The 21,614-nt window shown below is 70.8% G+C and carries 22 protein-coding genes; 7 read left to right on the plus strand and 15 right to left on the minus strand.

The window, feature by feature from the left end:
• Window positions 1-163 precede the first annotated feature (163 nt).
• Genes ampD through M6I34_RS09285 form a run of 5 tightly spaced genes read right to left on the minus strand, consistent with a single transcriptional unit; the run spans window position 164 to window position 5,146 of the window.
• Window positions 164-850 (minus strand): 1,6-anhydro-N-acetylmuramyl-L-alanine amidase AmpD, encoded by a 687-nt coding sequence (ampD, locus tag M6I34_RS09265; RefSeq protein ID WP_272486642.1) that lies wholly within the window; start codon window positions 848-850, stop codon window positions 164-166.
• Window positions 851-884: 34 nt separating this feature from the next.
• Window positions 885-2,471, minus strand: a complete 1,587-nt coding sequence (locus M6I34_RS09270) for a sigma-54-dependent transcriptional regulator (protein ID WP_418953505.1) — start codon at window positions 2,469-2,471, stop codon at window positions 885-887.
• 13 nt (window positions 2,472-2,484) lie between these two features.
• Window positions 2,485-4,113 carry a sensor histidine kinase gene (locus M6I34_RS09275; protein WP_272485408.1) on the minus strand — a complete coding sequence of 543 codons (1,629 nt, stop codon included), beginning with the start codon at window positions 4,111-4,113 and terminating at the stop codon, window positions 2,485-2,487.
• A complete protein-coding gene (locus M6I34_RS09280; protein WP_272485409.1) occupies window positions 4,097-4,330 on the minus strand; it encodes a PP0621 family protein in 234 nt (77 codons plus the stop codon). The genes M6I34_RS09275 and M6I34_RS09280 overlap by 17 nt, the downstream gene beginning before the upstream one ends.
• Window positions 4,331-4,336: 6 nt before the next feature.
• Window positions 4,337-5,146: a cytochrome C assembly family protein gene (locus tag M6I34_RS09285; protein WP_272485410.1), complete on the minus strand. Its 810-nt coding sequence runs from the start codon at window positions 5,144-5,146 to the stop codon at window positions 4,337-4,339.
• A gap of 22 nt (window positions 5,147-5,168) precedes the next feature.
• Here M6I34_RS09285 and ffh point away from each other — a divergent pair, with 22 nt between their 5' ends.
• The 3 genes from ffh to M6I34_RS09300 all read left to right on the plus strand — a co-directional run bounded on the left by ffh (window position 5,169) and on the right by M6I34_RS09300 (window position 8,674).
• Window positions 5,169-6,527 carry a signal recognition particle protein gene (gene ffh / locus M6I34_RS09290; protein ID WP_272485411.1) on the plus strand — a complete coding sequence of 453 codons (1,359 nt, stop codon included), beginning with the start codon at window positions 5,169-5,171 and terminating at the stop codon, window positions 6,525-6,527.
• Window positions 6,528-6,594: 67 nt separating this feature from the next.
• Window positions 6,595-7,143 (plus strand): cysteine hydrolase family protein, encoded by a 549-nt coding sequence (locus tag M6I34_RS09295; protein WP_272485412.1) that lies wholly within the window; start codon window positions 6,595-6,597, stop codon window positions 7,141-7,143.
• Window positions 7,144-7,222: 79 nt separating this feature from the next.
• Window positions 7,223-8,674 carry an FAD-binding oxidoreductase gene (locus tag M6I34_RS09300; RefSeq protein WP_272485413.1) on the plus strand — a complete coding sequence of 484 codons (1,452 nt, stop codon included), beginning with the start codon at window positions 7,223-7,225 and terminating at the stop codon, window positions 8,672-8,674.
• A gap of 55 nt (window positions 8,675-8,729) precedes the next feature.
• On the opposite strand, the gene mepK is transcribed toward M6I34_RS09300, so the two are convergent.
• The 8 genes from mepK to M6I34_RS09340 form a co-directional block, all read right to left on the minus strand.
• Entirely contained in the window at window positions 8,730-9,350 is a 621-nt protein-coding gene (gene mepK, locus M6I34_RS09305) for a peptidoglycan L,D-endopeptidase MepK (RefSeq protein ID WP_272485414.1), read from the minus strand.
• On the minus strand, window positions 9,347-10,315 hold the full coding sequence (locus tag M6I34_RS09310; protein WP_272485415.1) for a L,D-transpeptidase family protein: 969 nt from the start codon (window positions 10,313-10,315) through the stop codon (window positions 9,347-9,349). Before M6I34_RS09310 ends, mepK begins: the two co-directional genes overlap by 4 nt.
• A gap of 228 nt (window positions 10,316-10,543) precedes the next feature.
• The gene (locus tag M6I34_RS09315) at window positions 10,544-11,251 is read right to left on the minus strand and encodes an ABC transporter ATP-binding protein (RefSeq protein ID WP_336254497.1); all 708 of its coding nucleotides are present in this window, start codon (window positions 11,249-11,251) and stop codon (window positions 10,544-10,546) included.
• 58 nt (window positions 11,252-11,309) lie between these two features.
• Complete coding sequence (locus tag M6I34_RS09320; RefSeq protein ID WP_272485416.1) at window positions 11,310-12,029, minus strand: ABC transporter ATP-binding protein; 720 nt, start codon at window positions 12,027-12,029, stop codon at window positions 11,310-11,312.
• Window positions 12,022-13,065 carry a branched-chain amino acid ABC transporter permease gene (locus M6I34_RS09325; RefSeq protein ID WP_272485417.1) on the minus strand — a complete coding sequence of 348 codons (1,044 nt, stop codon included), beginning with the start codon at window positions 13,063-13,065 and terminating at the stop codon, window positions 12,022-12,024. Before M6I34_RS09325 ends, M6I34_RS09320 begins: the two co-directional genes overlap by 8 nt.
• Window positions 13,066-13,069: 4 nt before the next feature.
• Window positions 13,070-13,936: a branched-chain amino acid ABC transporter permease gene (locus tag M6I34_RS09330; protein WP_272485418.1), complete on the minus strand. Its 867-nt coding sequence runs from the start codon at window positions 13,934-13,936 to the stop codon at window positions 13,070-13,072.
• A gap of 3 nt (window positions 13,937-13,939) precedes the next feature.
• Complete coding sequence (locus M6I34_RS09335; protein WP_272485419.1) at window positions 13,940-15,187, minus strand: ABC transporter substrate-binding protein; 1,248 nt, start codon at window positions 15,185-15,187, stop codon at window positions 13,940-13,942.
• 32 nt (window positions 15,188-15,219) lie between these two features.
• Entirely contained in the window at window positions 15,220-16,707 is a 1,488-nt protein-coding gene (locus M6I34_RS09340) for a class I adenylate-forming enzyme family protein (RefSeq protein WP_272485420.1), read from the minus strand.
• A 37-nt stretch (window positions 16,708-16,744) separates the two neighbouring features.
• On the opposite strand from M6I34_RS09340, the gene M6I34_RS09345 reads away from it, so the two are divergent.
• Window positions 16,745-17,200, plus strand: coding sequence for a MarR family winged helix-turn-helix transcriptional regulator (locus M6I34_RS09345; RefSeq protein WP_272485421.1), 456 nt, complete (start codon window positions 16,745-16,747; stop codon window positions 17,198-17,200).
• A 45-nt stretch (window positions 17,201-17,245) separates the two neighbouring features.
• The gene (locus M6I34_RS09350; RefSeq protein ID WP_272485422.1) at window positions 17,246-17,701 is read left to right on the plus strand and encodes a hotdog fold thioesterase; all 456 of its coding nucleotides are present in this window, start codon (window positions 17,246-17,248) and stop codon (window positions 17,699-17,701) included.
• Here the strand turns inward: M6I34_RS09350 and M6I34_RS09355 are convergent.
• Window positions 17,658-18,326 (minus strand): lytic transglycosylase domain-containing protein, encoded by a 669-nt coding sequence (locus M6I34_RS09355; RefSeq protein ID WP_272486644.1) that lies wholly within the window; start codon window positions 18,324-18,326, stop codon window positions 17,658-17,660. The two genes, M6I34_RS09350 and M6I34_RS09355, sit on opposite strands and share 44 nt — an antisense overlap.
• A gap of 148 nt (window positions 18,327-18,474) precedes the next feature.
• Window positions 18,475-20,244, minus strand: coding sequence for a proline--tRNA ligase (locus tag M6I34_RS09360; protein WP_272485423.1), 1,770 nt, complete (start codon window positions 20,242-20,244; stop codon window positions 18,475-18,477).
• Window positions 20,245-20,360: 116 nt separating this feature from the next.
• Between M6I34_RS09360 and M6I34_RS09365 the strand changes: the two genes are divergently transcribed.
• The gene (locus M6I34_RS09365; protein WP_272485424.1) at window positions 20,361-20,972 is read left to right on the plus strand and encodes an RNA pyrophosphohydrolase; all 612 of its coding nucleotides are present in this window, start codon (window positions 20,361-20,363) and stop codon (window positions 20,970-20,972) included.
• On the plus strand, window positions 20,969-21,598 hold the full coding sequence (locus M6I34_RS09370) for a CNP1-like family protein (RefSeq protein WP_272485425.1): 630 nt from the start codon (window positions 20,969-20,971) through the stop codon (window positions 21,596-21,598). The genes M6I34_RS09365 and M6I34_RS09370 overlap by 4 nt, the downstream gene beginning before the upstream one ends.
• Window positions 21,599-21,614 lie beyond the last annotated feature (16 nt).

The following is a 21,614-nucleotide window of genomic DNA, read 5'->3' on the forward strand; positions in this document are numbered from 1 at the left end:
TGCCCCGGGGTTCTGTTGGCGCTAATTCTAGTGGCCGATCGGGGCGGGGATCAAGTCCGGATTCGACATCGCCTCACCGGCGACAGGGACGCTTCGCTCGAGGCCGCGCGATTGCTGGATCGAGAACCCGAAAGCCAGTGCCGGCGCGCGATGCCGGCCGATATCACGCGGAAACCCGCGCGAACCGGGCGCGCTCGCGCGGCGCGCCCAGCGCACCCCCCGCGCTCGCGATCGCGAGCGGCGCGACCAGCCCGCGCGCCTCCGGCGCGCGCGCGAGCCGGCGCCAGTCGAAGAACGGCCCCGGATCCTCCTTGCGGCCCGGCGCCACGTGCTCGTGCCCGGCGATCCAGCGCAGGGGGTAGCGCTCGCGCAGCCGCGCGACCAGCCGCCGCAACGCCCGGTACTGCCGCGCGGTGAAGCGGTGCGTGCCGTCGCCTTCCAACTCGACGCCGATCGAGAAGTCGTTGCAGCGATCGCGCCCCTCGAAGCATGAGACGCCCGCGTGCCAGGCGCGCAGGTCGGCGCCGACGAACTGCAGCAGCTCGCCGCTGCGCCGGATCAGGAAGTGCGACGACACGCGAAGGTCGCGAAGCGGCGCGAAGGCCGGATGGGCATCGGGGTCGAGCCGGTTCGTGAACAGCCGCTCGATCGCATCGCCCCGAAACCGGCCGGGCGGCAGGCTGATGTGGTGCACCACCAGCAGATCGACCGCGGTGCCGGGCGGGCGCTCGTCGTGATTGGGAGACGGCACATGCCGGGCCTCGCCGAGCCAGCCGCCGCGGGCCCAGTCGCCAGCGCGGCCGCCCGCCCACCCACCCGGCCTGCGGCCCGCCCTGCGCGCCCCGCGCAGCGGCTTCGCTCGCGCGCCCCGGCGTGCGGCCACGCTAGCTCAGGCCGAGCCGCTGCATCCGGTAGCGCAGCGCGCGGAAGGTGATGCCGAGCAGCTTCGCGGCCGCGGTGCGGTTGTGCCGGGTCTTGTCGAGCGCGCACAGGATCGCGTCGCGCTCGACCTGGTCGAGGTAGTCGGGCAGCGAGTCCGGGATGCCGTCTTCCGACAGGCGCACGACGCGGCGCTCGCCGGCCGAGGCCGTGCCGCCCTGCGAACCGGGTACGCCGGCAAGCGGGCCGGCCACACCACCGTGGACGCCGTGAAGGGCGCCCGCGCCCGGCGCGGCAGCCGGCGGCGCGCCGCCGGCCGTCGTCTCGGCGCCCTCGGCGCGCTCGTTCTCGGCAAGCTCCGAAACCGCCGGCCGCAGGCCGAGATCCTCGACGTTGATCACTTCGCCGTTGGAGAAGGCGAGCGCGCGCTCGAGCACGTTCTCGAGTTCCCGCACGTTGCCCGGGAAGGCATAGCTCTGCAGGTAGCGCAGCGTGACCGAAGAGAGCCGGGGCGCCGGCGAGATGCCGGCCCTGCGCGCGAGCCCCTCGAGCGCCGCGTCGGCCAGCGCCGGGATGTCCTCGCTTCGCTCGCGCAGCGGCGGCAGCTTCAGCTCGATCACGTTGAGCCGGTAGTAGAGGTCCTGCCTGAAGCGGCCGGCGGCCACGCACTGCGCGAGATCCTGGTGCGTGGCGCTGACGATGCGCACGTCGACCGGCTCCTCGACCGTGGCGCCGACCTTGCGCACCCGCTTCTCCTGGATCGCGCGCAGCAGCTTGACCTGCATCGCGAGCGGCAGGTCGGCGACCTCGTCGAGGAACAGCGTGCCGCCGCTCGCCGCCTGGAAGAAGCCGTCGCGCTCCTGGTCGGCACCGGTGAACGCGCCCTTGCGATGGCCGAAGAACTCGGACTCCATCAGGGTTTCGGGAATCGCGCCGCAGTTCACCGCCACGAAGGGCCGGGCGGCGCGCGGGCCGGACTCGTGGATCAGCCGCGCGGCGAGTTCCTTGCCGGTGCCCGACTCGCCGGTGATCGCCACCGGCGCCATGCTGCGGGCCAGCCGCAGGATCTGCGCGCGCACCTCGGCCATGGCCGGCGAATCGCCGATCAGCCGGCGTGTCGACGGCGCCACAGCGCCCGCGGCCTGCGCGGCACCCGCCTCGCCGCCGGCGGGCAGCGCGATCGCCGAGCGCACCAGCGCGCGCAGCGCGTCGAGCGCGACCGGCTTGGCCAGGTAGTCGAAGGCGCCAGCCTTCAGCGCGGCGATCGCGTTCTCGGTGCTGCCGTAGGCGGTGATCACCGCGACAGGCGGCTGAACCTCGCGCCGCGAGATCGCCGCGACGAGCTGAAGTCCGTCACCGTCGGGCAGCCGCATGTCGGTGAGGCACAGGTCGTAGTCGTGGCCCTCGAGCAGGGCCAGCGCACCTGCGAGATCGGAGGCGCAGTCCACGTCGAGCCCCATGCCGACCAGCGTCAGCTCGAGCAGCTCGCGCAGGTCGGCCTCGTCGTCTACGACCAGCACTCGCGGCACGCGCGAACGCGCGGCCGGCGCGCCTGACGCGGATCGGGACTGCACGGGCTCGGACGAGGACATGCGACGACCGGCCTCAGGCATCTTCGACGCGCGGCTCGACCACGAAGGCGCCGCGGCGATCGCCGAAGGGCGGCTCGTAACGGATCGTCGCCCCGTTGGCAACGCACAGTTCGCGGGTCAGGTACAGGCCCAGGCCGGTGCCCCGGGCCTCGGTCGTGAAGAAGGGTTCGAACGCCTGCTGCTGCATCTCGGGGGAGAGTCCGGGACCGTCGTCGGAGACACGCAATTCTAGTCGATGCGGGCCGCGCTCCCGCCACGAAACACGCACCGATCCGGGCTCGCCCGAGGCGTAGCGCAACGCGTTGCCGACCAGGTTCACCAGCACCTGCCTCAGGTGATTGGAGTCGAAGCGCATCGGCCGCTCGCTTGCCAGCTCGATCGAGACCCGGTCGCGCGGCAGGCCCGCCTGGCCGGTGAACTCCTCGGCGAACGCCGACAGGAAGGGGCGCATGTCCACGGTCTCGTCGCCCGGGCGCTCGCGCCGCGACACCGACAGCACGTCGGTGATCACCCGGTCGATGCGGACCGTGTTGTCCTCGATGATCCCGGCGAGCCGCTTCTCGGCGGCGCTCCCGAGACGCTCGGCGAGCAACGCGTTGGCGTGGCGGATCGCGCCGAGCGGATTGCGGATCTCGTGCGCGATCGACGCCGACAGCCGGCCCATGGCCGCGAGCTTCAGCTGCTGCGCGCGCTCCTCGGCGCGGCGCAGGTCCTCGAGCATCAGCACGCTGTCGCCGCCGGGCGTGGCGATGAAGCGGAGCATGACGCGCCCGTCCGCGCCATGACGCGCGGGCAGCAGCAACTCGCGGCGCTCGCCGGTCCGGCCGCCGGCCTCGCGCCACTGCGCGCAAGCCCTGGCGACCGTGGCCAGCCCGGGCAAGTCGTCGGCGTCGGCCGCTTGCGCCGCGCCCAGAAGCTCGCGCGCCGCCGGATTCATCGCCCGCACCCGTCCGTCGGGCGCGATGACCAGCACGCCCTGCTCCAGCTCGGCGACCACTCGCTGCGTGACCGCGAACTGGTTGCGCAGGTCCTCGCCGCGCTCGCGGGCGATCTCTTCCTGCCGCCGCAGCTGCGTGGCCAGCCAGTTGACCAGCATCGCGGTCACGAAGCAGGCCGCGCCGGTCAGGCCCGCCATCATCGGCAGCACCGACTGGCCGCCGTCGCTGGTCAGCCAGGCGAGCACCGACTCGCCGAGCAGCATCAGCGACGCCGCCGCCGCGAAGAATGCGGCCATCCGCCGGGTCGACAGCACCGCGCCCGCGGTGACCGCAGCGACCACCAGCACGCCGAAGCCAGCGCGCAGGCCGCCCGCCGCGTGCAGCATCGCGACCAGCGCCGCCAGGTCGGTCAGCACGTGCGCGACGAGTTGCGGCTGGAAGCGCGGGCGCAGCGGCCCGATCGCCACCAGGTAGACGAGCGCCGCCGCCAGGTAGAGACCGGACGCCCAGGCGAACAGCCTGGGGTCGGTGAACCACTCCGGCCCCGGCCGGATCGCTTCAAGCGACAGCAGCATGGCCAGCGCCAGCGCGACCGCGAGCCGGCTCGCCGCCATCCAGCGCAGCGCCAGCCATTGGGAGTCGGGGGCCGCCGCCGGGGGCGGCGCGAGGCTCAACGCATGCGCCTCGTCAGCGCGGACCTGCATCGCGATGCTCGGCGCAGCAGTAGTCTTCGCCGTCGCCCCGCACCGCCTCCGACGCGGGCAGGTGCACGCCGCAGTGCGCGCACGCGACGATCTTCTCGGGCCCGCGCCTGGCGGCCGCCTGCCTGGCCTGCTCGCTCTTGCGCTGCGACACGCGGACCAGCGACCAGACGCCCCAGCCCACCGCGATCACGACGACCCAGAACAGCAGCTTGCCCATGCGGAATCAGCGCCTTCCGAGCACGACTTCGAGCACGAAGCGGCTGCCGACGTAAGCCAGCAGCAGCAGCGCGAAACCGGCCAGCGTGAGGCGCAGCGCGGTGCGGCCGCGCCAGCCGCGCAGCCGGCGGCCGACCAGCAGCACGCCGAACACCGCCCAGGCGATCACCGAGAACACGGTCTTGTGGTCGGCCACGAAGGGCCGGCCGAAGACTTCCTCGGAGAACAGCACGCCGCTGGCCGCGGTGAGCGTGAGGAACACGAAGCCGACCGCGATGAAGCGGAACAGGATCCGCTCGAGCACCAGAAGCGGCGGCAATTCCTCGAGGAAGCGGCCGAAGGCGCTGTCGGGCGCAGGCCCCGCACCGCCGTGCAGCGCCTTCTCGGTGGCGGTCATCAGCATCGCGTGCAACGCGGCCAGCGCCAGCACCCCGTAGGCCAGCGTGCCGACGATCAGGTGCGGCACGAACAGCGGGCGCGCCGCCTGCGCGCTGATGTCGGCGCCCGGGAACAGCAGCGGCAGCATCGAGGCCGCGGCCGCCACCGGCAGCACCACCCTGCGCAGCGCCTGCACCTTCACCTGCAGGCCTTCGAGCCACAGGATGATGACGCCGATCCAGAGCGTGGCCGACAGGATCGGCGCGAAGCCGAAGCGCCAGCCGCTGCCCAGCACCTCGTGGTACAGGGACGCGGCGTGGGCGATCAGCCCCAGCGCGAGCAGCAGGTCGGCGCCGCGGCCGGGCGCGCCCGAAGCGCGCCACGCGGCCAGGTAGAAGGCCGCCGGAAGCAGGTGGACGATAACCAGTAGAATCGGCACGAATCCAGTTTACTCCAAGGCCATGCTCGAAAATCTGTCGCAACGGCTGTCGAAGGTCGTCAAGACGCTTCGCGGCGAGGCTCGCCTGACCGAGGCCAATACGCAGGAGATGCTGCGCGAGATCCGCGTGGCCCTGCTCGAGGCCGACGTGGCGCTGCCGGTCGTTCGCGACCTGATCGCCCGCATCAAGGAAAAGGCGCTCGGCCAGGAAGTGGTCGGCAGCCTCACGCCGGGGCAGGCGCTGGTCGGCGTGGTGCACCGCGAACTGACCGCGATCATGGGCGGCCAGGCGGCCGAGCTCGACCTGTCGGTGCGTCCGCCCGCGATCGTGCTGATGGCCGGCCTGCAGGGCGCCGGCAAGACCACCACGGTCGGCAAGCTGGCCAAGTGGCTCAGGGAGAACAGGAAGAAAAAGGTGCTCACCGTCTCCTGCGACGTGTACCGCCCGGCCGCCATCGAGCAGCTGCGCACGGTCACCGAGCAGGCCGGCGCCGACTTCTTCCCGTCCACCGCCGACCAGAAGCCGGTCGACATCGCGACTGCCGCGCTGCAGTGGGCCCGCACCCACTACCACGACGTGCTGCTGGTCGACACCGCCGGCCGGCTGGCGATCGACGAGCAGATGATGCGCGAGATCGCCGAGCTGCACGGCAAGCTTCAGCCGTCGGAGACCCTGTTCGTCGTCGACGCGATGCAGGGCCAGGACGCGGTCAACACCGCCAAGGCCTTCCGCGACGTGCTGCCGCTGACCGGCGTGGTGCTGACCAAGCTCGACGGCGACTCGCGCGGCGGCGCGGCGCTGTCGGTCAGGGCGGTGACCGGCGCGCCGATCAAGTTCGCCGGCGTCGGCGAGAAGCTCACCGGGCTCGAGGCCTTCCACCCGGAGCGCATGGCCAACCGCATCCTCGGCATGGGCGACATCGTGTCGCTGGTCGAGGAGGCGCACAAGGCGGTCGACCAGGAGGAGGCGCAGAAGCTCGCTGCCAAGCTGAAGGCGGGCAACCGCTTCGACCTGAACGACTTCGCGACCCAGCTCGGCCAGATGAGCCGCATGGGCGGGCTCACCGGCCTGCTCGACAAGCTGCCCGCCCAGTTCCAGCAGGCCGCGGCCGGCGCCGACATGTCGAAGGCCGAGAAGCAGGTCAAGCGGATGCAGGCGATCATCTCGTCGATGACGCCCGGCGAGCGCGCCAAGCCCGACCTGATCAAGGCCAGCCGCAAGCGGCGCATCGCCGCCGGCGCCGGCGTGCCGGTTCAGGAAGTCAACCGCCTGCTCGGCCAGTTCGACCAGATGCAGTCGATGATGAAGAAGATGCAGAAGGGCGGGCTGGCCAAGATGATGCGCGGCATGAAGGGCATGATGCCCGGCGGCATGCGCTGAAGCCCGCGCAGCGAAAGCGCAAGCGCGAGCCCGATCGCGCCCTAATCACGAACGGAGATCACCCAGCATGACCCAGGCCCTCGTCATCGTCGACATCCAGAACGACTACTTCCCCGGCGGCGCGATGCCGCTCGAAGGCAGCCCCGAGGCCGCCGCCAACGCGGCGAAGCTGCTGGCCGCCTTCCGCGCCAAGGGCCTGCCGGTGGTCCACGTGCAGCACATCTCCACCCGGCCGGGCGCCACCTTCTTCCTGCCCGACACGAAGGGCGCCGAGATCAACGACGCGGTCACGCCGCAGGCCGGCGAGAAGAAGATCGTCAAGCACACGCCGAGCTCGTTCCGCGGCACCGACCTGCAGGAGCACCTGAAGTCGGTGGGCGCCGACCAGCTGGTGATCGCCGGCATGATGACCCACATGTGCATCGACTCCACGGTTCGGGCCGCCTTCGACCTGGGCTACGCCTGCACGCTGGCGCACGACGCCTGCGCCACCCGCAACCTGGTGCTGAACGGCAAGACGATTCCCGCCGCTCAGGTGCACGAGTCCTTCCTGGCCGGCATCAACGGGCTCTTCGCGAAGCTGGCAACGGCCGACGAGATCGTCGCGGGTCTCTGAGCATCGGGCAGCGGCTCGAACCGGTGCGCTCGCCAGGGCGCCCGGGCGAGCGTACGGCCGGCGGCGGTAAACTCCGCAGATGGACAAGACCCCGCCCCCTTCCCTGCCCGCCGCCAGCATCGAATCGCTGCGCGCAAGCTTTGCCGGCCGCCTGATCACCGACCCGACCGACCAGGAGCCCTTCCTGATCGACTGGCGCCGCCGCTATCGCGGCCGCGCGCTGGCCGTGGCGATGCCGGACTCGGTCGAAGACGCGGCCGCCGTCGTGCGCTGGTGCGCCGAGCGGCGAGTGCCGATCGTTCCGCAGGGCGGCAATACCGGCATGTCCGGAGCGGCCACCCCCGACGACTCCGGCCGCGCGGTCGTGCTTTCGCTCGCGAAGCTCACGAAGGTGCGTGCGATCGACACGGTCAACAACTCGATCACGGTCGAGGCCGGCTGCACGCTCGACTCGGTGCGCGAAGCCGCAGCGGCGGCAGGCCGCCTGTTCCCGCTGAGCCTGCCCTCGGGCGGCTCCTGCACGATCGGCGGCAACCTGTCGACCAACGCCGGCGGCACCGGCGTGCTGCGCTACGGCAACACCCGCGAGCTGTGCCTGGGGCTGGAAGTGATCACCGCCGAGGGCGAGGTCTGGAACGGCCTGCGCGGGCTGCGCAAGGACAACACCGGCTACGACCTGCGCGACCTGTACATCGGCTCCGAAGGCACGCTGGGCGTGATAACCGCCGCCACGATGAAGCTCTACCCGCAACCGGCCGCGCAGATCACCGCGATCGCCGCGGTGGCCGACCCGCACGCGGCGCTGAAGCTGCTCGAGATGGCGCAGGGCAAGCTCGGCTCGTCGCTGACCGCCTTCGAGCTGATCTCCGACCTGTGCCTTGACCTGGTCGCTCGCTACTTCCCCGACTGCCAGAAGCCCTTCCGCGAGGCCTCGCCCTACGTGGTGCTGATGGAAACCTCCGACAGCGAGAGCGAGGCCCACGCGAACGCCGGCTTCGAGTCGCTGATGGAGGCCGCGATCGAGGCCGGCGTGGTCACGGATGCGGTCGTCGCGCAGTCGCTGGCGCAGAGCCAGGCCATGTGGAAGCTGCGCGAGTTCATCTCCGAGGCGCAGTCGGCCGAGGGCAAGAACATCAAGCACGACATCTCTGTGCCGATCTCCGACATCGGCCGCTTCATCGAGGAAACGAACGCGCTGGTCGAGAAGGCCTTCCCGGGCATCCGGATGGTCGTGTTCGGCCACCTGGGCGACGGCAACCTGCACTACAACGTGTCGCCGCCGGTCGGCCGTACCGGAACCGAGCACGAGGCCTGGTTCCTGGGCCTGCAGCCGGCGATCAACCTGATGGTGCACGACGCGGTGGCGGCCGCCAACGGCTCGATCTCGGCCGAGCACGGGCTGGGCCAGCTGCGCCGCGACGAGGCCGCGCGCTACAAGTCGCCGGTGGAGAAGGCGCTGATGCGCCGGTTGAAGGCTGCCTTCGACCCGCTCGGGATCATGAATCCCGGGAAGGTGCTCTCCGAAGACTGAGCCTGGCTGCGACGACGCGCTGGCGAAGCGCGTCGGCCGGGCCGAGCCGGCGCATTCAGCCGCGCCAGTTGCGGATGCGCCCCGTGTCCAGGTGCACGAAGTCCGACTTCGGGTAGTAGCCCACGCCGCCGGCCTTCATCGCCAGCGCCGCTTCGTGCACCCGGGCCAGCGGCACGCCGGGAATCCGGATGTCGATCGCCCGGCCCGACATGTGCAGGCTCTTCTTCGCGACGCCGCCGCTGCGAGCGGCCAGCATCGAATTGCTGCGCGGCGAGCGGTAGCCGGAGATCACGTGATACGGGTCGCTGCCGGCGCCCAGCATCGCGGCGAGCCGGTCGAGCTGGTCGAGCAGGGCCGGGTCGATCGGGTGGACCTCGCCGGTGCGATGGTCGCGCAGCAGGTGGTCGATGCGGGCCATCGCGCGGGTCAGGTAGCGCTGCCCTTCGCGGTAGACGACGTCCAGCGACTCGCTGGTGTGCGTGTTGACGAAGGCGAGCCGGGCGAGCTCCTCGACCCGGTCGCCCGAAACGGCCGGGCCGGCCGCCGCCGCCGGCCCGCCGGCCGGCCTGCCCGGCGCAGCCGCCGCTGCGCCAGCCACCGCGAGTCCCGCGCCGGCGACGATTCCCCTGAATCCGGCGCGCAGGATGCTGCGCCGCGAAGCGGTTCCATCGATCATCTATTCCCTCCGATACTGCCGCGGCCGACCTGGCGGGCCTGGCCGTCCCGGTCGCGCAACATCGCCGCGACCAGGGCCCAGTCTACCGAATCCTCGGCGATGCCCTCTTCCCGGGCCATCGCGCGCACCGTCTCGACGGTGCCGGCGCCACGGCGATAGACGTCGGGGTTCGCCTCGAACCAGATCCGCCCCTTTTCATCGCGCGCCAGCAGCAGCGGCTGGTAGACGATGCGCCCGCGCTCGCCGACCGCGACCCGCTCGAACAGCTCCGCCACGTGGTCCGGCTGCATCCTGATGCAGCCGTGCGAGCGGAAACCATAGACGCTGGCCGGCGCGTTCGTCCCGTGGATGCCGATCGCCGGCAGGCTCAACCCGATCCAGTGCCGGCCCAGCGGGTTGTCCGGCCCCGGCGGCACCTCTGTGAGCACCGGCTTGCCCTCGCGGCGCATCTCCTCCTGGATCGACTTCGGCACGTACCAGGTCTTGTCGGTCTCGCGGGTCTTCACGGTGAAGTCGCCGGTCGGCGTCGGCCAGTCGGGTCGCCCGACCGCGACCGGATACCCGCGCTCGAGCCTCCCGCCGCGGAAAAGGAAGGCCATCCGCTGCGGCAGGTTTATGACGATACCGTCGTCGAGGCCTCCGGCAAGCGGAGCGAGATGGCGAGAACTGACGAAAAGGCGCTGACCGACCCGAAGATACGCGCCCGGATCCAGGCCGTTCGCCTCGGCGATCCGCCTGGGCGCGACGCCATGGCGGGCGCCAACGGAGGTCAGGCTGTCGCCTGGAGCGACCAGGTGCTCGGCGCTCAGGTCGACCAGCCGGTCGTGGCCTGCGCGCGCAGGCGCCCCGGCGGCCGCGGCCTCCGAGCGTGCGCCGGCGTCCGTCCGGTCGACGCCTGACTCTCCCGCAGGCTCGCAGCCGGCGCGCGCGGCGCCCGACGACAGCCCGGCCGCGGCGAAAAGCATGCACGCCGCCAGGGCGCGCACCGCGGTCGAAGCCCGAGGCGGGCGCCGGAACCGCACGGTCGAAGGGACACGAAGGACGGAGAAGCGCAGGAACATGGAGACCGCTCGCGGCCGACGAAACGCTTGCCTTCGCATCCGGCGATCAGCGAGCGCGAAGGGCTTCGGCGACGGGGGATCGGCCCGTCCGCCGGAGCGCCGATGTTAACGCCTCGGCGCGAGGCGCCGCTCTCAGAGCCCCAGGTAGGCCTCCCGGACGCGCGGATCCTCGAGCAGCTCCGCGCCGCTGCCCTCGAGAACGATACTCCCGTTTTCCAGCACGTAGGCCCGGTCGGCCAGCTGCAGCGACGCCGCAACGTTCTGCTCCACCAGCAGGATCGTCATCCCCTCGTCGTGCAGCAGCCGGATCGTGTCCAGCACCTCGCCCACGACGGCCGGGGCGAGCCCCAGCGAGGGCTCGTCGAACATGATCAGCCGCGGAGCGCCCATCAGGCAGCGGCCGATCGCGAGCATCTGCTGCTCGCCTCCGGACAGCGTGCCGGCCAGCTGGCCGGATCGCTCCTTCAGCCGGGGGAACATCGAGAAGACGCGCTCGAGCGTCTCACCCGCCTTCGCCCGGGCCCTCGGCAGCAGCCCGCCGACCTGCAGGTTGTCGAGCACCGTCATCGTCGGGAAGACCTGCCGTCCCTCGGCGACCTGCCCGACACCCAGGTCGCAGACCCGGTGGCTGTCCAGGCCGCCGATCGGCTGGCCGTCGAACTCGATCGTGCCGCCGCGCGGCTTCAGGATGCCGGCCACGGTGCGGATCAGCGAGGTCTTGCCGGCGCCGTTGGCGCCGACCAGCGCCACGATCTCGCCGCCCCCCACGCTCAGGCTGACCCGGTCGAGCGCCTGAGCATCGCCGTAGAAGACCGACAGGTCGCGGACCTCGAGCATCATCAGCCTGTCGCTCCGCACGCAGCCCAGCCGCGCGTCATCGGGATGGCCCGCCGAGACATCAGTGCACCGCCCCGGTTCCGAGATAGCTCTCGAGCACCCGCGGGTCGCGGGTCACCTGCTGCGGCGTGCCCTGCGCGATGATCTCGCCGTGGTGCAGCACGTAGACCCGCTGCGCCAGCGCCATCACCGCCCGCATCACGTGCTCGATCAGCAGGATCGTGACGCCGTGCTCGGCGTTCAGCCGCCGGAAGGCGGCGACCATATGGTCGGTCTCGGTCGGTCGCAGGCCGGCCATCACCTCGTCGAGCAGCAACAGCTTCGGCTCGGTGGCCAGCGCGCGGGCGACCTCGAGCCGCTTGCGGTCGGGCAGCGTGAGGCTGGACGCAGGCCGGTGGCGCAAGGCCCACATGTCGAGGGACTCCAGCGCTCGCGCCGCCCGGTCGCGCGCGAGCTGCCGGTCGGCGGTGCCGCGGAAGCCGCCGACCATCGCGTTCTCCAGCACGGTCATGTCCGCGAAGGGCTTGACCAGCTGGAAGGTTCGGCCGATGCCGGCATCGCAGATCTCGTCGGCGCGCCTGCCGGCGATCTCGTCGCCCAGGAAGCGGATGCTTCCGGAGTCGGGCTTCATCGCGCCGGCCACAAGGTTGAACAGCGTGGTCTTGCCGGCGCCGTTCGGGCCGATCAGCGCGACGATCTCGCCCTGCTTCACTTCCAGCGAGGCGTCGGACACCGCGCGCAGGCCGCGGAAGCTCTTCGAAACGGCGGCCACCTCAAGCATCACGGCCCTCGCCGACATCCTCGCGGCTGCGCGCGAAGCCGAACCGGCGCGCGATCCCCGGCCAGATCCCGTGCGGCATGAACACGATCGCCAGGCCCAGCGCGATTCCGTACAGGATCTGCTTGGCGCCCGGGATCTCATGGCCCGACGCGGCAAGCGCCTCGTTGATCCCCTCGGAGAGCAGCGTGAGCACCGCGGCGCCGAGCACCGGCCCGAACAGCGTGCCCACCCCGCCAATGATCGGCGCCAGGATGATCTCGATCGAGCGGCCGATGTTGAAGATCTGCTCGGGAAACAGGTTGTTGTAGAAGAAGGCGAAGAACACGCCGGCCAGCGCGGTCATGCCGGCCGACACCTGGATCGCCAGCATCTTGTAGCGGAAGGTGTTCACGCCGGCCGCGCGCGCGGCCTCTTCGTTGTCGCGGATCGCGCGGAAATAGAAACCCGGCCGGCCGCGCAGCAGCCAGGCCGACAGCACGAAGCCCAGCACGGCGAGCGCCAGCGCCAGGTAGTAGAACATCAGCGGATGGCCGCGCAGGTTCAGCAGGTCGAAGCGGTCCTGCTGCACCACCTTCAGGAAGAAGCCGCCCGAGCCGCCGACCCAGCCGAAGTGGTCGAAGCCGATCCGGGTGAACTCGGCGAACGCGATCGTGAGCAGCGCGAAATAGGTGCCCGAAATGCCGAAGCGAAAGGCCAGCCAGCCGATGATCGTGGCGGCGATCACGCACACGAACACGGCGGCCACCATGCCGACCCACGGAATCACGCCGAAGTGCTGGTACAGCGCGGCCGCGGTGTAGGCGCCCAGCCCGACGTACAGTGCGTGGCCCAGCGAGAGCTGGCCGCAGAAGCCCATCATCACGTTCCACGCCTGGCCCACGTACGCGAAGTACAGGATCAGGATCATCACCGACAGCAGGTAGCGGTCGAGCGCGAGAGGCAGCACCAGCAGCGCGGCCAGCAGCGCCAGCAGCGCGGTGCGCGAGCGCGCCGGGGCGTCGGCGAACACGGCGATCAGGTCGCGGCGGGCGCTCATCCGCTCACTTGCCCGAGAACAGGCCCTGCGGCCGGAAGGCCAGCACCAGGATCAGCAGCGCGAAGGACAGCATGCTCTTGGCCGAGGGCGTGATCAGCAGGCCGGCCACCGACTCGGACACGCCGATCAGCACGCCGCCCGCCAGAGCGCCGACCATCGAGCCCAGCCCGCCGATGATCACGATGATGAAAGCCAGCAGCGTGTAGGCGGGGCCGGACACCGGCGTCACCTCGACCAGCAGGGTCAGTAGGCAGCCGGCCACCCCGACGCAGGCGGTGCCCAGCCCGAAGGTCAGCGCGTACAGATGCTTGACGTTGAGCCCCACCACCTGCGCGCCGAGCAGGTTGTCGGCGCAGGCGCGGATCGCCTTGCCGAAGGCGGTGTAGCGGAAGATCGCGAACAGCACCGCGCAGGTGGCCAGCGCCACCACCGCGCAGATGATCCGCACCTTGTCGACCAGCAGAGGCCCGATCTCGACCGAGTCGAGCGCGTAGTCGACCTGCACGTTGCGAGCGTCGGGCCCGAACACGATCAGCAGTCCGTTGACCAGCACCAGCGCCACGGCCAGCAGAAGCATGAACTGCGAGTGCTCGGGCCGGTCGATGAACGGGTTGATCAGGCCACGCTGGAGGACGTAGCCCAGGCCGAAGAAGGCGGCGGCCACCGGGAGGATCATCCACAGCGGGTCGACGCCGGCGAAGGCGAAGGCCACGACCGCCACGTACATCGCCATCGCCATCAACTCGCCGTGCGCGAAGTTGACGATCCGCACCACGCCGTAGATCACCGACAGCCCGAGCGCCATCAAGCCGTAGACCAGTCCGGTCAGGATGCCGCTCAGGACGATGTTGGCGATCGCGTCGATCGGCACGAGTCAGCCCCTCTGCGTCCACCCCGGCACCGGAAACACCGGCTTCGCCTGCGCCGCGCTCGAGGGCAGCACCACCACCGGCTGCCCGCCCCGGTTCTGGATGCAGGCCGACGCGATCTGGGTGTTCTGGCCCTTGGCATCGAAGCTGATCGGGCCGCCGACCATCATCCTGTCGGCGATGTTGGTCTTGCGGATCGCCTCGGCCAGCGCGGTGCCGTCGGTGCTGCCGGCCCGCTTGAAGGCGTCGGCGGCGATCATCAGCGCCTCGAAGGTGAAGCCCACGTTCAGCGCGTGGAACATCAGCTTTTCCTTCGGGAACTGCTTCGCGAACGCGGCCTCGACCCGCTTGGTCAGCGCGGCGTTCGGGTTGTACCAGGGCACGTTGGAGATCGCGTAGTCCGAGTACTTCGGGCCCAGCGCCTTGTAGAACTGGGCCTCGTACATGCCGGGCGAGCCCGGGCTCATGATCCCCTGCGGCGACCAGCGCTGCTTGACCATCTCCCGCACCATCAGGATCGCGTCGTTCAGCCGGCTGACCAGCATGACGATGTCGGCACCGGTGGCCTTGGCCTTGGCCACCTCGACCGACAGGTCGCGGGCCGCCGGGTCGTAGGAGATCGTGTCGACGACCTTGAACGGCAGGTAGTCGAGCCGCGGCAGGATCGCCGAGATGCCCTTGGACATCGACTGGCCGAAGGTGTCGTTCACGTGCATGAAGACCGCGGTGCGCGGCGCGGTGTTCGTGGCCTGGAACAGGTCGCGGAACAGGCTCAGTCCGTTGCGGATCAGGTCGATCGCGGTCGGGAAGTTGCGGAAGGTGTACTTGTAGCCCTGCTCGGTGATCTGCGGCGCGGCCGCGATGTTGATCACGAACGGGATCTTGCGCTGCTCGGCCACCTGGGCGATCGCCGCCGCGGCGCCCGAGTCGAAGGGGCCGACCAGCAGCTGGGCGCCGTCGTTGATCAGCTTCTCGGCACGGGAACGGGCGACCTCGACGTTGGTCTCGGTGTCGGCGTTCATCAGCTCGATGTCGACACCGAACATCTCGCGCAGCGGCCCCGGCGCGATGTCGGCGCCGAGCTGACACGACTGTCCGATGAAGGCCTGCACGCCCGAGCGCGGCAGCAGCACACCCACCTTCAGCTTGTTGCCCTGGGCGCGGACGATCGCCGGCGCGGCCAGCGTGGCGGAACCTGCGACGGCCGAGCCGGCAGCCAGGCGGTTGAAATCGCGACGGGTCACTCGGGTCATGGTCGTCTCCTCTCCGTTGTCTGTCTGTCTGGTCAGGCCTGGTCCCGCAGGATGCGCTTCAGGATCTTCCCGGTGGCGCTCTTGGGCAGCTCGCTCACCACGTCGACCCGCGCCGGCACCTTGTAGGCGGCGATGTTCTCGCGACAGTACGCGATCACCTCGTCCGCCGACAAGGGCTGGCCGGCCTTCGGCACGACCGCGACCGCCACCTGCTCGCCCTTCTCCGGGTGCGGAATGCCGTACACCGCCACTTCCTGCACCTGCGGCAGCTTGTACAGGTACTGCTCCACCTCGGCCGGCCACACCTTGAAGCCGGACACGTTGATCATGTCCTTGACCCGGTCCACGATGTAGACGTAGCCGTCGGCGTCCATCCGGCCGATGTCGCCCGAGTGCAGCCAGCCGCCGCGCAGCGCCCGCTCGGTGTCCTCGGGCCGGTTCCAGTAGCCCTTCATCACGCCCGGGCCGCGGATCACGATCTCGCCCCACTCGCCGCGCGGCAATTCCCTGTCGTTCTCGTCGAAGATCGCCAGCTCGAAGCCCTCGACCGCCCGCCCGACCGAGCCGAAGCGGTGCTCGACCAGATCGTTGTAGCAGGCGAAGGGCGAGCACTCGGTGAGCCCGTAGCCCTCGTAGACCCGGCGGCCGAAGCGCTCGGTCCAGCGCCGCGAGATCTCCTCGGGCATCGTGGCCGCGGCCGACATCTCGTAGCGGATCGAGCTCAGGTCGTAGGGCGTCAAATCGATCGACAACAGGCCGATGAAGATGGTCGGCACGCCGAAGAACATCGTGATCCTGTCCTGCTGGACAGACTTCAGCACCTGGTCGGGCACGAAGCGGCGGAACAGCACCAGCGTGGCGCCGGCCAGCACCGCCGCGTTCATGATGTAGTTCTGGCCGTACACGTGGAACAGCGGCAGGAAGGCGGCCAGCCGGTCGTCGGAACGGTAGCCCGAGCATCTGGCGGCGGTCGCGATGTTCGACGCAATGTTGGCCTGGGTCAGCGTGACGCCCTTCGGGAAGCCGGTGGTGCCCGACGAATACAGCAGCGCGGCCGGGGCGTCGGCGGCGCGCGGCACCGGATCGAAGCCCGTCGGCTGGCTCGACATCCATTCGGCCAGGGATTCCGGGGCAGGCCCGTCCACCACGACCAGGTGCTCCAACCCCGGGCATTTCTCCCGCGGCACGAAGCCGGCCAGCTCGCCGGTGGTGAACACGATCCGCGACCCGGAGTCGTTGACCAGGTACTCGACCTCGGCCGAGCGGAAGATCGCGTTGATCGACACCGGGACGGCGCCGAGCCGCTGGGCCGCGTAGTAGACGACCGCGAACTCGGGCAGGTTGGGCAGGAAGATCGCGACACGGTCGCCGGCGGCGATGCCGCGCGCGGCCATCGCGTGAGCGAGCTGCGACGAGCGCTCGTCGAGCTGGCGGTAGGTGGTCGTGGTCCCCTCGAACAGGATCGCCGGATGCTCCGGCGATGCGGCTGCCCGGCTCTGCAGCATGTCGGCCAGGTTCATTTGCTCTCCTCGATTGCTATGCGTTATAACAATCGCCATGGCGATCCGCAAGCCCGATCATAGCCCCGCCGCGATCGATCACGGCGCGCTGAAGCAGGCGCTCGGCTACCTGATCCACCTGGCCGACCTGGCCAACATGCAGGGCTTTGCCCGCGCCTTCGCCGGCACAGGGCTGACCGCGGCGCGCTACACCGCGCTGGAGCTGATCGGCAGCAACCCGGGCATCAAGCCGGCCGACCTGGCCGCCGCGATGGCGGTCGAGCGCTCGAACCTGGTGGCGCTGGTGCGCTTCCTGGCCGAGCGCGGCTGGGTCCGGGCCGGCGCCGGGCCGAACCGGCGCGAGAAGTCGCTCGAGCTGACGCCGGCCGGGCGCGAAGCGCTGGCCGGGCTGCGCGAGCGGCTGGCCAGCCACGACAGGGAATTGTCGGCCCGGCTTTCGGCCGAGGAGCGTGAAGCGCTGGAGCGGCTGCTGGCCCGAATCGTGGGCGCCTGAGCACCAACGCTAGAATCGCGGCTTTTCGCCTCCGCGCAGCCCGCCATGCCCGCTCCGATCTGGAAGAAGACCGTCACCTGCCAGGACATCGACCGCGTCCACCAGGCCACGCTGTGCGAGCGGATCGGGCTGGAGTTCGTGGAGATCGGTGACGACTTCCTGCGCGCGCGGATCCCGGTCGACCACCGCACGGTGCAGCCGATGGGCATCGTTCACGGCGGCTCCTCGGTCGCGCTGGCCGAGACGCTGGGCAGCGTGGCCTCGTGGATGTGCGTCGACGACTCGAAGGCGGCGGTGGGGCTGGAGATCAACGCCAACCACCTGCGGCCGGCGACGAAGGGCTGGGTCTACGGCCGGGCCACGCCGATCCACGTGGGGCGCACCACGCACGTGTGGCAGATCGAGCTGACCGACGAGGAAGGCCGGCGCACCTGCGTGTCGCGCATCACCATGGCGATCATCGACCGGCCGCCGGAGCAGGCGCGGAAGCCACAGGGCTGATCTTCGGCGCGGGCGCGGGCGCGGACGCCGTCATCGCCGGCGCCGGCCCGGGCCGAGGCGCCGGCGCCCGGGCCTCCCAGCGCTTCCAGGCGCGCAGCACCAGGTTCGGGTACTCGGCCCTGCCGAGGCTGCCGTTGTAGCGGCCGAGCGCGCGGAACAGGTTGCCGCGCTCGATGTCCAGGTAGTGCCGCAGGATCGTGCAGCCGTAGCGCAGGTTTGCCCGCATGTCGAACAGCCGCGCCGGCTCGCCGTCGCCGATCACGTCGGTCCAGAAGGGCATCACCTGCATGTAGCCGCGCGCGCCTGCGCTGGAGATCGCGTAGCGCCGGAACGCGCTCTCGACCTCGATGAGCCCGAGCACCAGGTGCGGGTCCAGCCCGGCGCGATGCGCCTCGTAGTGAACCGCCTCGAGGAACTCGACCCGCTGCCGGTGATCGGGCTTCCAGCGCCGCGGCAGGTGCGAGGACATCGCGGCCAGCCAGTCGACCTTCTCCAGCACGTCGTCGAAGCGCGCCTCGCGCGGCGCGTCGTCGCGCACCGCCGCAGCCAGCGCGGTGCGAACCGCGTCGGTCAGCGGCTCGTACTGCTGTTGCCCGGCGATGGCCGGCGCGCCGGCGAGGGCCATGCCGGCCGACAGCAGGATCGCCGAGAGCGCGCGATGCGCCCGGGCCGCGGGCGACCGCGCGCCGGCACGCCCGCGAGGCGGGACGCGCGACGAATCGACGGGGCGGCGCACGGAAACGGTCATCCTGCGGATTGAAGCCGAGCCGGCCTCAGCCGGCAAGCGCCTGCCGGACGGCCGGCGCCGCATCGCCGACGGACACCGCGCCGGCCTGCATGCCTCGGCGAACCAGCAGCTCGACCTTGCCCTCGTTCAGGCTGCGCTCGCCGATCGTGACCCGCAGCGGCACGCCGACCAGCTCCCAGTCGGCGAACATCGCGCCGGGCCGCTCGTCGCGGTCGTCGAGGATCACGTCCACGCCGGCGGCCAGCAGCTCGGCGTACAGCGCGTCGGCAGTTTCGCGCACCTTGTCGGACTTGCGGTAGCCGAGCGGGCAGATCGCCACCTCGAAGGGCGCGATCGCTCGCGGCCACACGATGCCGCGCTCGTCGTGGTTCTGCTCGATGGCCGCGCCGACCAGCCGCGTGATGCCGATGCCGTAGCAGCCCATCTCGAAGGGCTTGGACTTGCCGTCCTCGTCGATGAAGGTCGCGCTCATCGCCTCGGAGTACTTGGTGCCCAGGTAGAACACGTGGCCGACCTCGATGCCGCGCTGGATCGAAAGCAGGCCCTTGCCGTCGGGCGACGGGTCGCCGGCCTGCACGTTGCGGATGTCGGCCACCACCGGCTCGGGCAGGTCGCGGCCCCAGTTCACGCCGGTGTAGTGGAAGCCCGCCTCGTTGGCGCCGCAGACGAAGTCGCTCATGTTGGCCACGGTGCGGTCGGCCACCACCTGCACCGGCTTCGCGGTGCCGATCGGGCCGAGATAGCCGGGCGGGCTGCCGAAGTGCTCGAGGATCTCGGCCTCGCTCGCGAAGCGGAAGCCCTCCAGCCCGGGCACCTTGCCGGCCTTGACCTCGTTCAGCTCGTGGTCGCCGCGGACCAGCAGCAGCCAGATGTCGGTGCCGATCACCCGACCCGGCCCGGCGAAATCCTCGGCGCCGTCCTTGACCGGCTCGCGGCGGTCCACCGCCAGCACGATCGACTTGACCGTGCGCGCGAGCGGGATGCCGAGCAGCTCGGCCACCGCCTCGCACTTCTCGCGGTTGGGGGTGGGTGTCTTCTTCAGCGGCTCGGCGGCCGGCGCGCGCTCGGCAACGAGCGGCAGCGCCTCGGCCAGCTCGACGTTGGCGGCGAAGTCCGAGTCGGGACAGTAGGCGATCGCGTCCTCGCCGGTGTCGGCGATCACCTGGAACTCGTGGCTGGCCGAGCCGCCGATCGCGCCGGTGTCGGCGGCCACCGGCCGGAACTGCAGGCCCATCCGCTCGAAGATCGCCACGTAGGCGTCGTACATGACCTTGTAGCTGGCCAGCGCCGAGTCGCGGTCGCGGTCGAAGGAGTAGGCGTCCTTCATCGTGAACTCGCGCCCGCGCATGATGCCGAAGCGCGGCCGGCGCTCGTCGCGGAACTTGGTCTGGATGTGATACAGGTTCTTGGGCAGCTGCTTGTAGCTGCGCAGCTCCTGGCGGGCGATGTCGGTGATCACCTCTTCCGAGGTCGGCTGAACGATGAAGTCGCGACCGTGCCGGTCCTTCACCCGCAGCAGCTCGGGGCCGTATTTCTCCCAGCGCCCGCTCTCCATCCACAGCTCGGCCGGCTGCACCACCGGCATCAGCAGCTCGATCGCGCCGGCCCGGTCCATCTCCTCGCGCACGATCGCCTCGATCTTGCGGATCACCCGCAGGCCCATCGGCATGTAGTTGTAGATGCCGCCTGCGAGCTTGCGGATCATGCCGGCGCGGGTCATCAGCCGGTGGCTGACGATCTCGGCGTCGGACGGCGCTTCCTTGAGCGTGGCGATGTGGAAACGGGAGGCTTTCATGAAGGACTGCCGAAGGGGCTGGGCGGAACGACCCGACGGATCGGGGGAATGAGACCGTCGCGCCTGCGCCGGTCTATATAATCGGATCAATTGTAAGAGATCGAAGGGGTGCGGCCATGCTGGACCGTGACGGCTATCGCCCCAACGTCGGCATCATCCTGATCAATTCGAGGAACCAGGTCTTCTGGGGCAAGCGGATCCGTGAGCACTCGTGGCAGTTCCCGCAGGGCGGGATCAAGCGCGGCGAATCGCCCGAGCAGGCGATGTTCCGCGAGCTGCACGAAGAGGTCGGCCTGCGGCCCGAGCACGTCCGCGTGATCGGCCGCACCCGCGAGTGGCTGCGCTACGACGTGCCCCAGCACTGGGTGCGGCGCGAGTGGCGGGGCCACTACCGCGGCCAGAAGCAGATCTGGTTCCTCCTGAGGCTGGTCGGGCGCGACACGGACATCGACCTGCGCGCCAGCGGCCACCCGGAGTTCGATGCCTGGCGTTGGAACGACTTCTGGATCCCGCTCGACGCGGTGATCGAGTTCAAGCGCGAGGTCTACAGCCTCGCGCTGCAGGAACTGTCGCGAATGCTGCCGCAGAATCGCGGCGGCGCGCCGGGCGGCCGCGGCAACCCGCCGGGGGGCGGAAGGCCGCGCGCGCCTGCTGCCGGCCGGCCCCGGAACGACATCCCCGCCGAACCGGGCGCACTGCGCCCGCGCCGCGCGGAACAGGGCCAATGACGATGCTTCCGGAATTTCCTTGCGCGAGCACCGGTGCGGTGGCGAACGCGGGCAAGGACAAGCGCGCCGGTCGCGGCCGCGCCGCCGCCCGCGCCACGCTGGCGTTCGCCTGGCTGGCCTTCGCCGGCGCGGCCGCCGCCCAGCCCTCGCTCGACCCGGTCAACAACCCGACGATCGACTACGTCGCGCCCGAGCCCGACCGGGTGAACGCGGCGCTGCCCGAAGCGATGCCGGCGCTGCCGCCCGAGAAGGGCCTGAAGCGGATCGAGGTCAGCGCGACCACGCGCAACCGCTTCGCCGTCGACCCGGCCAGCGTCTCGGTGCTGGGGCGCAAGATCGTGCAGTTCACGATCGTGGCGACCAGCCCTAGCGGCGTGCGCAACATCGGTTACGAGGCGATCGACTGCAGCCGCGGCCAGGCCGCCCTGCTCGCGATCGGCCGCGACGGCAAGGGCTGGACGCCGGTCGGCCGGCCGATGTGGCGGCCGATCACCGCCGACGACACGGTCAACGGCTATCGCCGCGAGCTCGCGCGCGCCTGGTGCGAAGGCGCCGGGACCGCTAGCGACAAGCCCGCCGACATGATGGCCCGGCTCGACCTGGTGCCGCAGCAGTACCGGTACTGAGCGGGGCTGCAGGCGC

Origin of the sequence: Zeimonas sediminis, assembly GCF_023721795.1 — a bacterium.
Lineage (GTDB): Bacteria > Pseudomonadota > Gammaproteobacteria > Burkholderiales > Burkholderiaceae_E > Zeimonas > Zeimonas sediminis.

What these genes read in the sequence shown, in the direction of transcription:
- M6I34_RS09270 (WP_418953505.1), bottom strand. Translation starts at nt 2,471, where the DNA reads ATGTCCTCGTCCGAGCCCGTGCAGTCCCGATCCGCGTCAGGCGCGCCG.
- M6I34_RS09275 (WP_272485408.1), bottom strand. Translation starts at nt 4,113, where the DNA reads ATGCAGGTCCGCGCTGACGAGGCGCATGCGTTGAGCCTCGCGCCGCCC.
- M6I34_RS09280 (WP_272485409.1), bottom strand. Translation starts at nt 4,330, where the DNA reads ATGGGCAAGCTGCTGTTCTGGGTCGTCGTGATCGCGGTGGGCTGGGGC.
- ffh (WP_272485411.1), top strand. Translation starts at nt 5,169, where the DNA reads ATGCTCGAAAATCTGTCGCAACGGCTGTCGAAGGTCGTCAAGACGCTT.
- M6I34_RS09295 (WP_272485412.1), top strand. Translation starts at nt 6,595, where the DNA reads ATGACCCAGGCCCTCGTCATCGTCGACATCCAGAACGACTACTTCCCC.
- M6I34_RS09300 (WP_272485413.1), top strand. Translation starts at nt 7,223, where the DNA reads ATGGACAAGACCCCGCCCCCTTCCCTGCCCGCCGCCAGCATCGAATCG.
- mepK (WP_272485414.1), bottom strand. Translation starts at nt 9,350, where the DNA reads ATGATCGATGGAACCGCTTCGCGGCGCAGCATCCTGCGCGCCGGATTC.
- M6I34_RS09310 (WP_272485415.1), bottom strand. Translation starts at nt 10,315, where the DNA reads ATGCTTTTCGCCGCGGCCGGGCTGTCGTCGGGCGCCGCGCGCGCCGGC.
- M6I34_RS09315 (WP_336254497.1), bottom strand. Translation starts at nt 11,251, where the DNA reads ATGATGCTCGAGGTCCGCGACCTGTCGGTCTTCTACGGCGATGCTCAG.
- M6I34_RS09320 (WP_272485416.1), bottom strand. Translation starts at nt 12,029, where the DNA reads ATGCTTGAGGTGGCCGCCGTTTCGAAGAGCTTCCGCGGCCTGCGCGCG.
- M6I34_RS09325 (WP_272485417.1), bottom strand. Translation starts at nt 13,065, where the DNA reads ATGAGCGCCCGCCGCGACCTGATCGCCGTGTTCGCCGACGCCCCGGCG.
- M6I34_RS09335 (WP_272485419.1), bottom strand. Translation starts at nt 15,187, where the DNA reads ATGACCCGAGTGACCCGTCGCGATTTCAACCGCCTGGCTGCCGGCTCG.
- M6I34_RS09340 (WP_272485420.1), bottom strand. Translation starts at nt 16,707, where the DNA reads ATGAACCTGGCCGACATGCTGCAGAGCCGGGCAGCCGCATCGCCGGAG.
- M6I34_RS09345 (WP_272485421.1), top strand. Translation starts at nt 16,745, where the DNA reads ATGGCGATCCGCAAGCCCGATCATAGCCCCGCCGCGATCGATCACGGC.
- M6I34_RS09350 (WP_272485422.1), top strand. Translation starts at nt 17,246, where the DNA reads ATGCCCGCTCCGATCTGGAAGAAGACCGTCACCTGCCAGGACATCGAC.
- M6I34_RS09355 (WP_272486644.1), bottom strand. Translation starts at nt 18,326, where the DNA reads ATGGCCCTCGCCGGCGCGCCGGCCATCGCCGGGCAACAGCAGTACGAG.
- M6I34_RS09360 (WP_272485423.1), bottom strand. Translation starts at nt 20,244, where the DNA reads ATGAAAGCCTCCCGTTTCCACATCGCCACGCTCAAGGAAGCGCCGTCC.
- M6I34_RS09365 (WP_272485424.1), top strand. Translation starts at nt 20,361, where the DNA reads ATGCTGGACCGTGACGGCTATCGCCCCAACGTCGGCATCATCCTGATC.
- M6I34_RS09370 (WP_272485425.1), top strand. Translation starts at nt 20,969, where the DNA reads ATGACGATGCTTCCGGAATTTCCTTGCGCGAGCACCGGTGCGGTGGCG.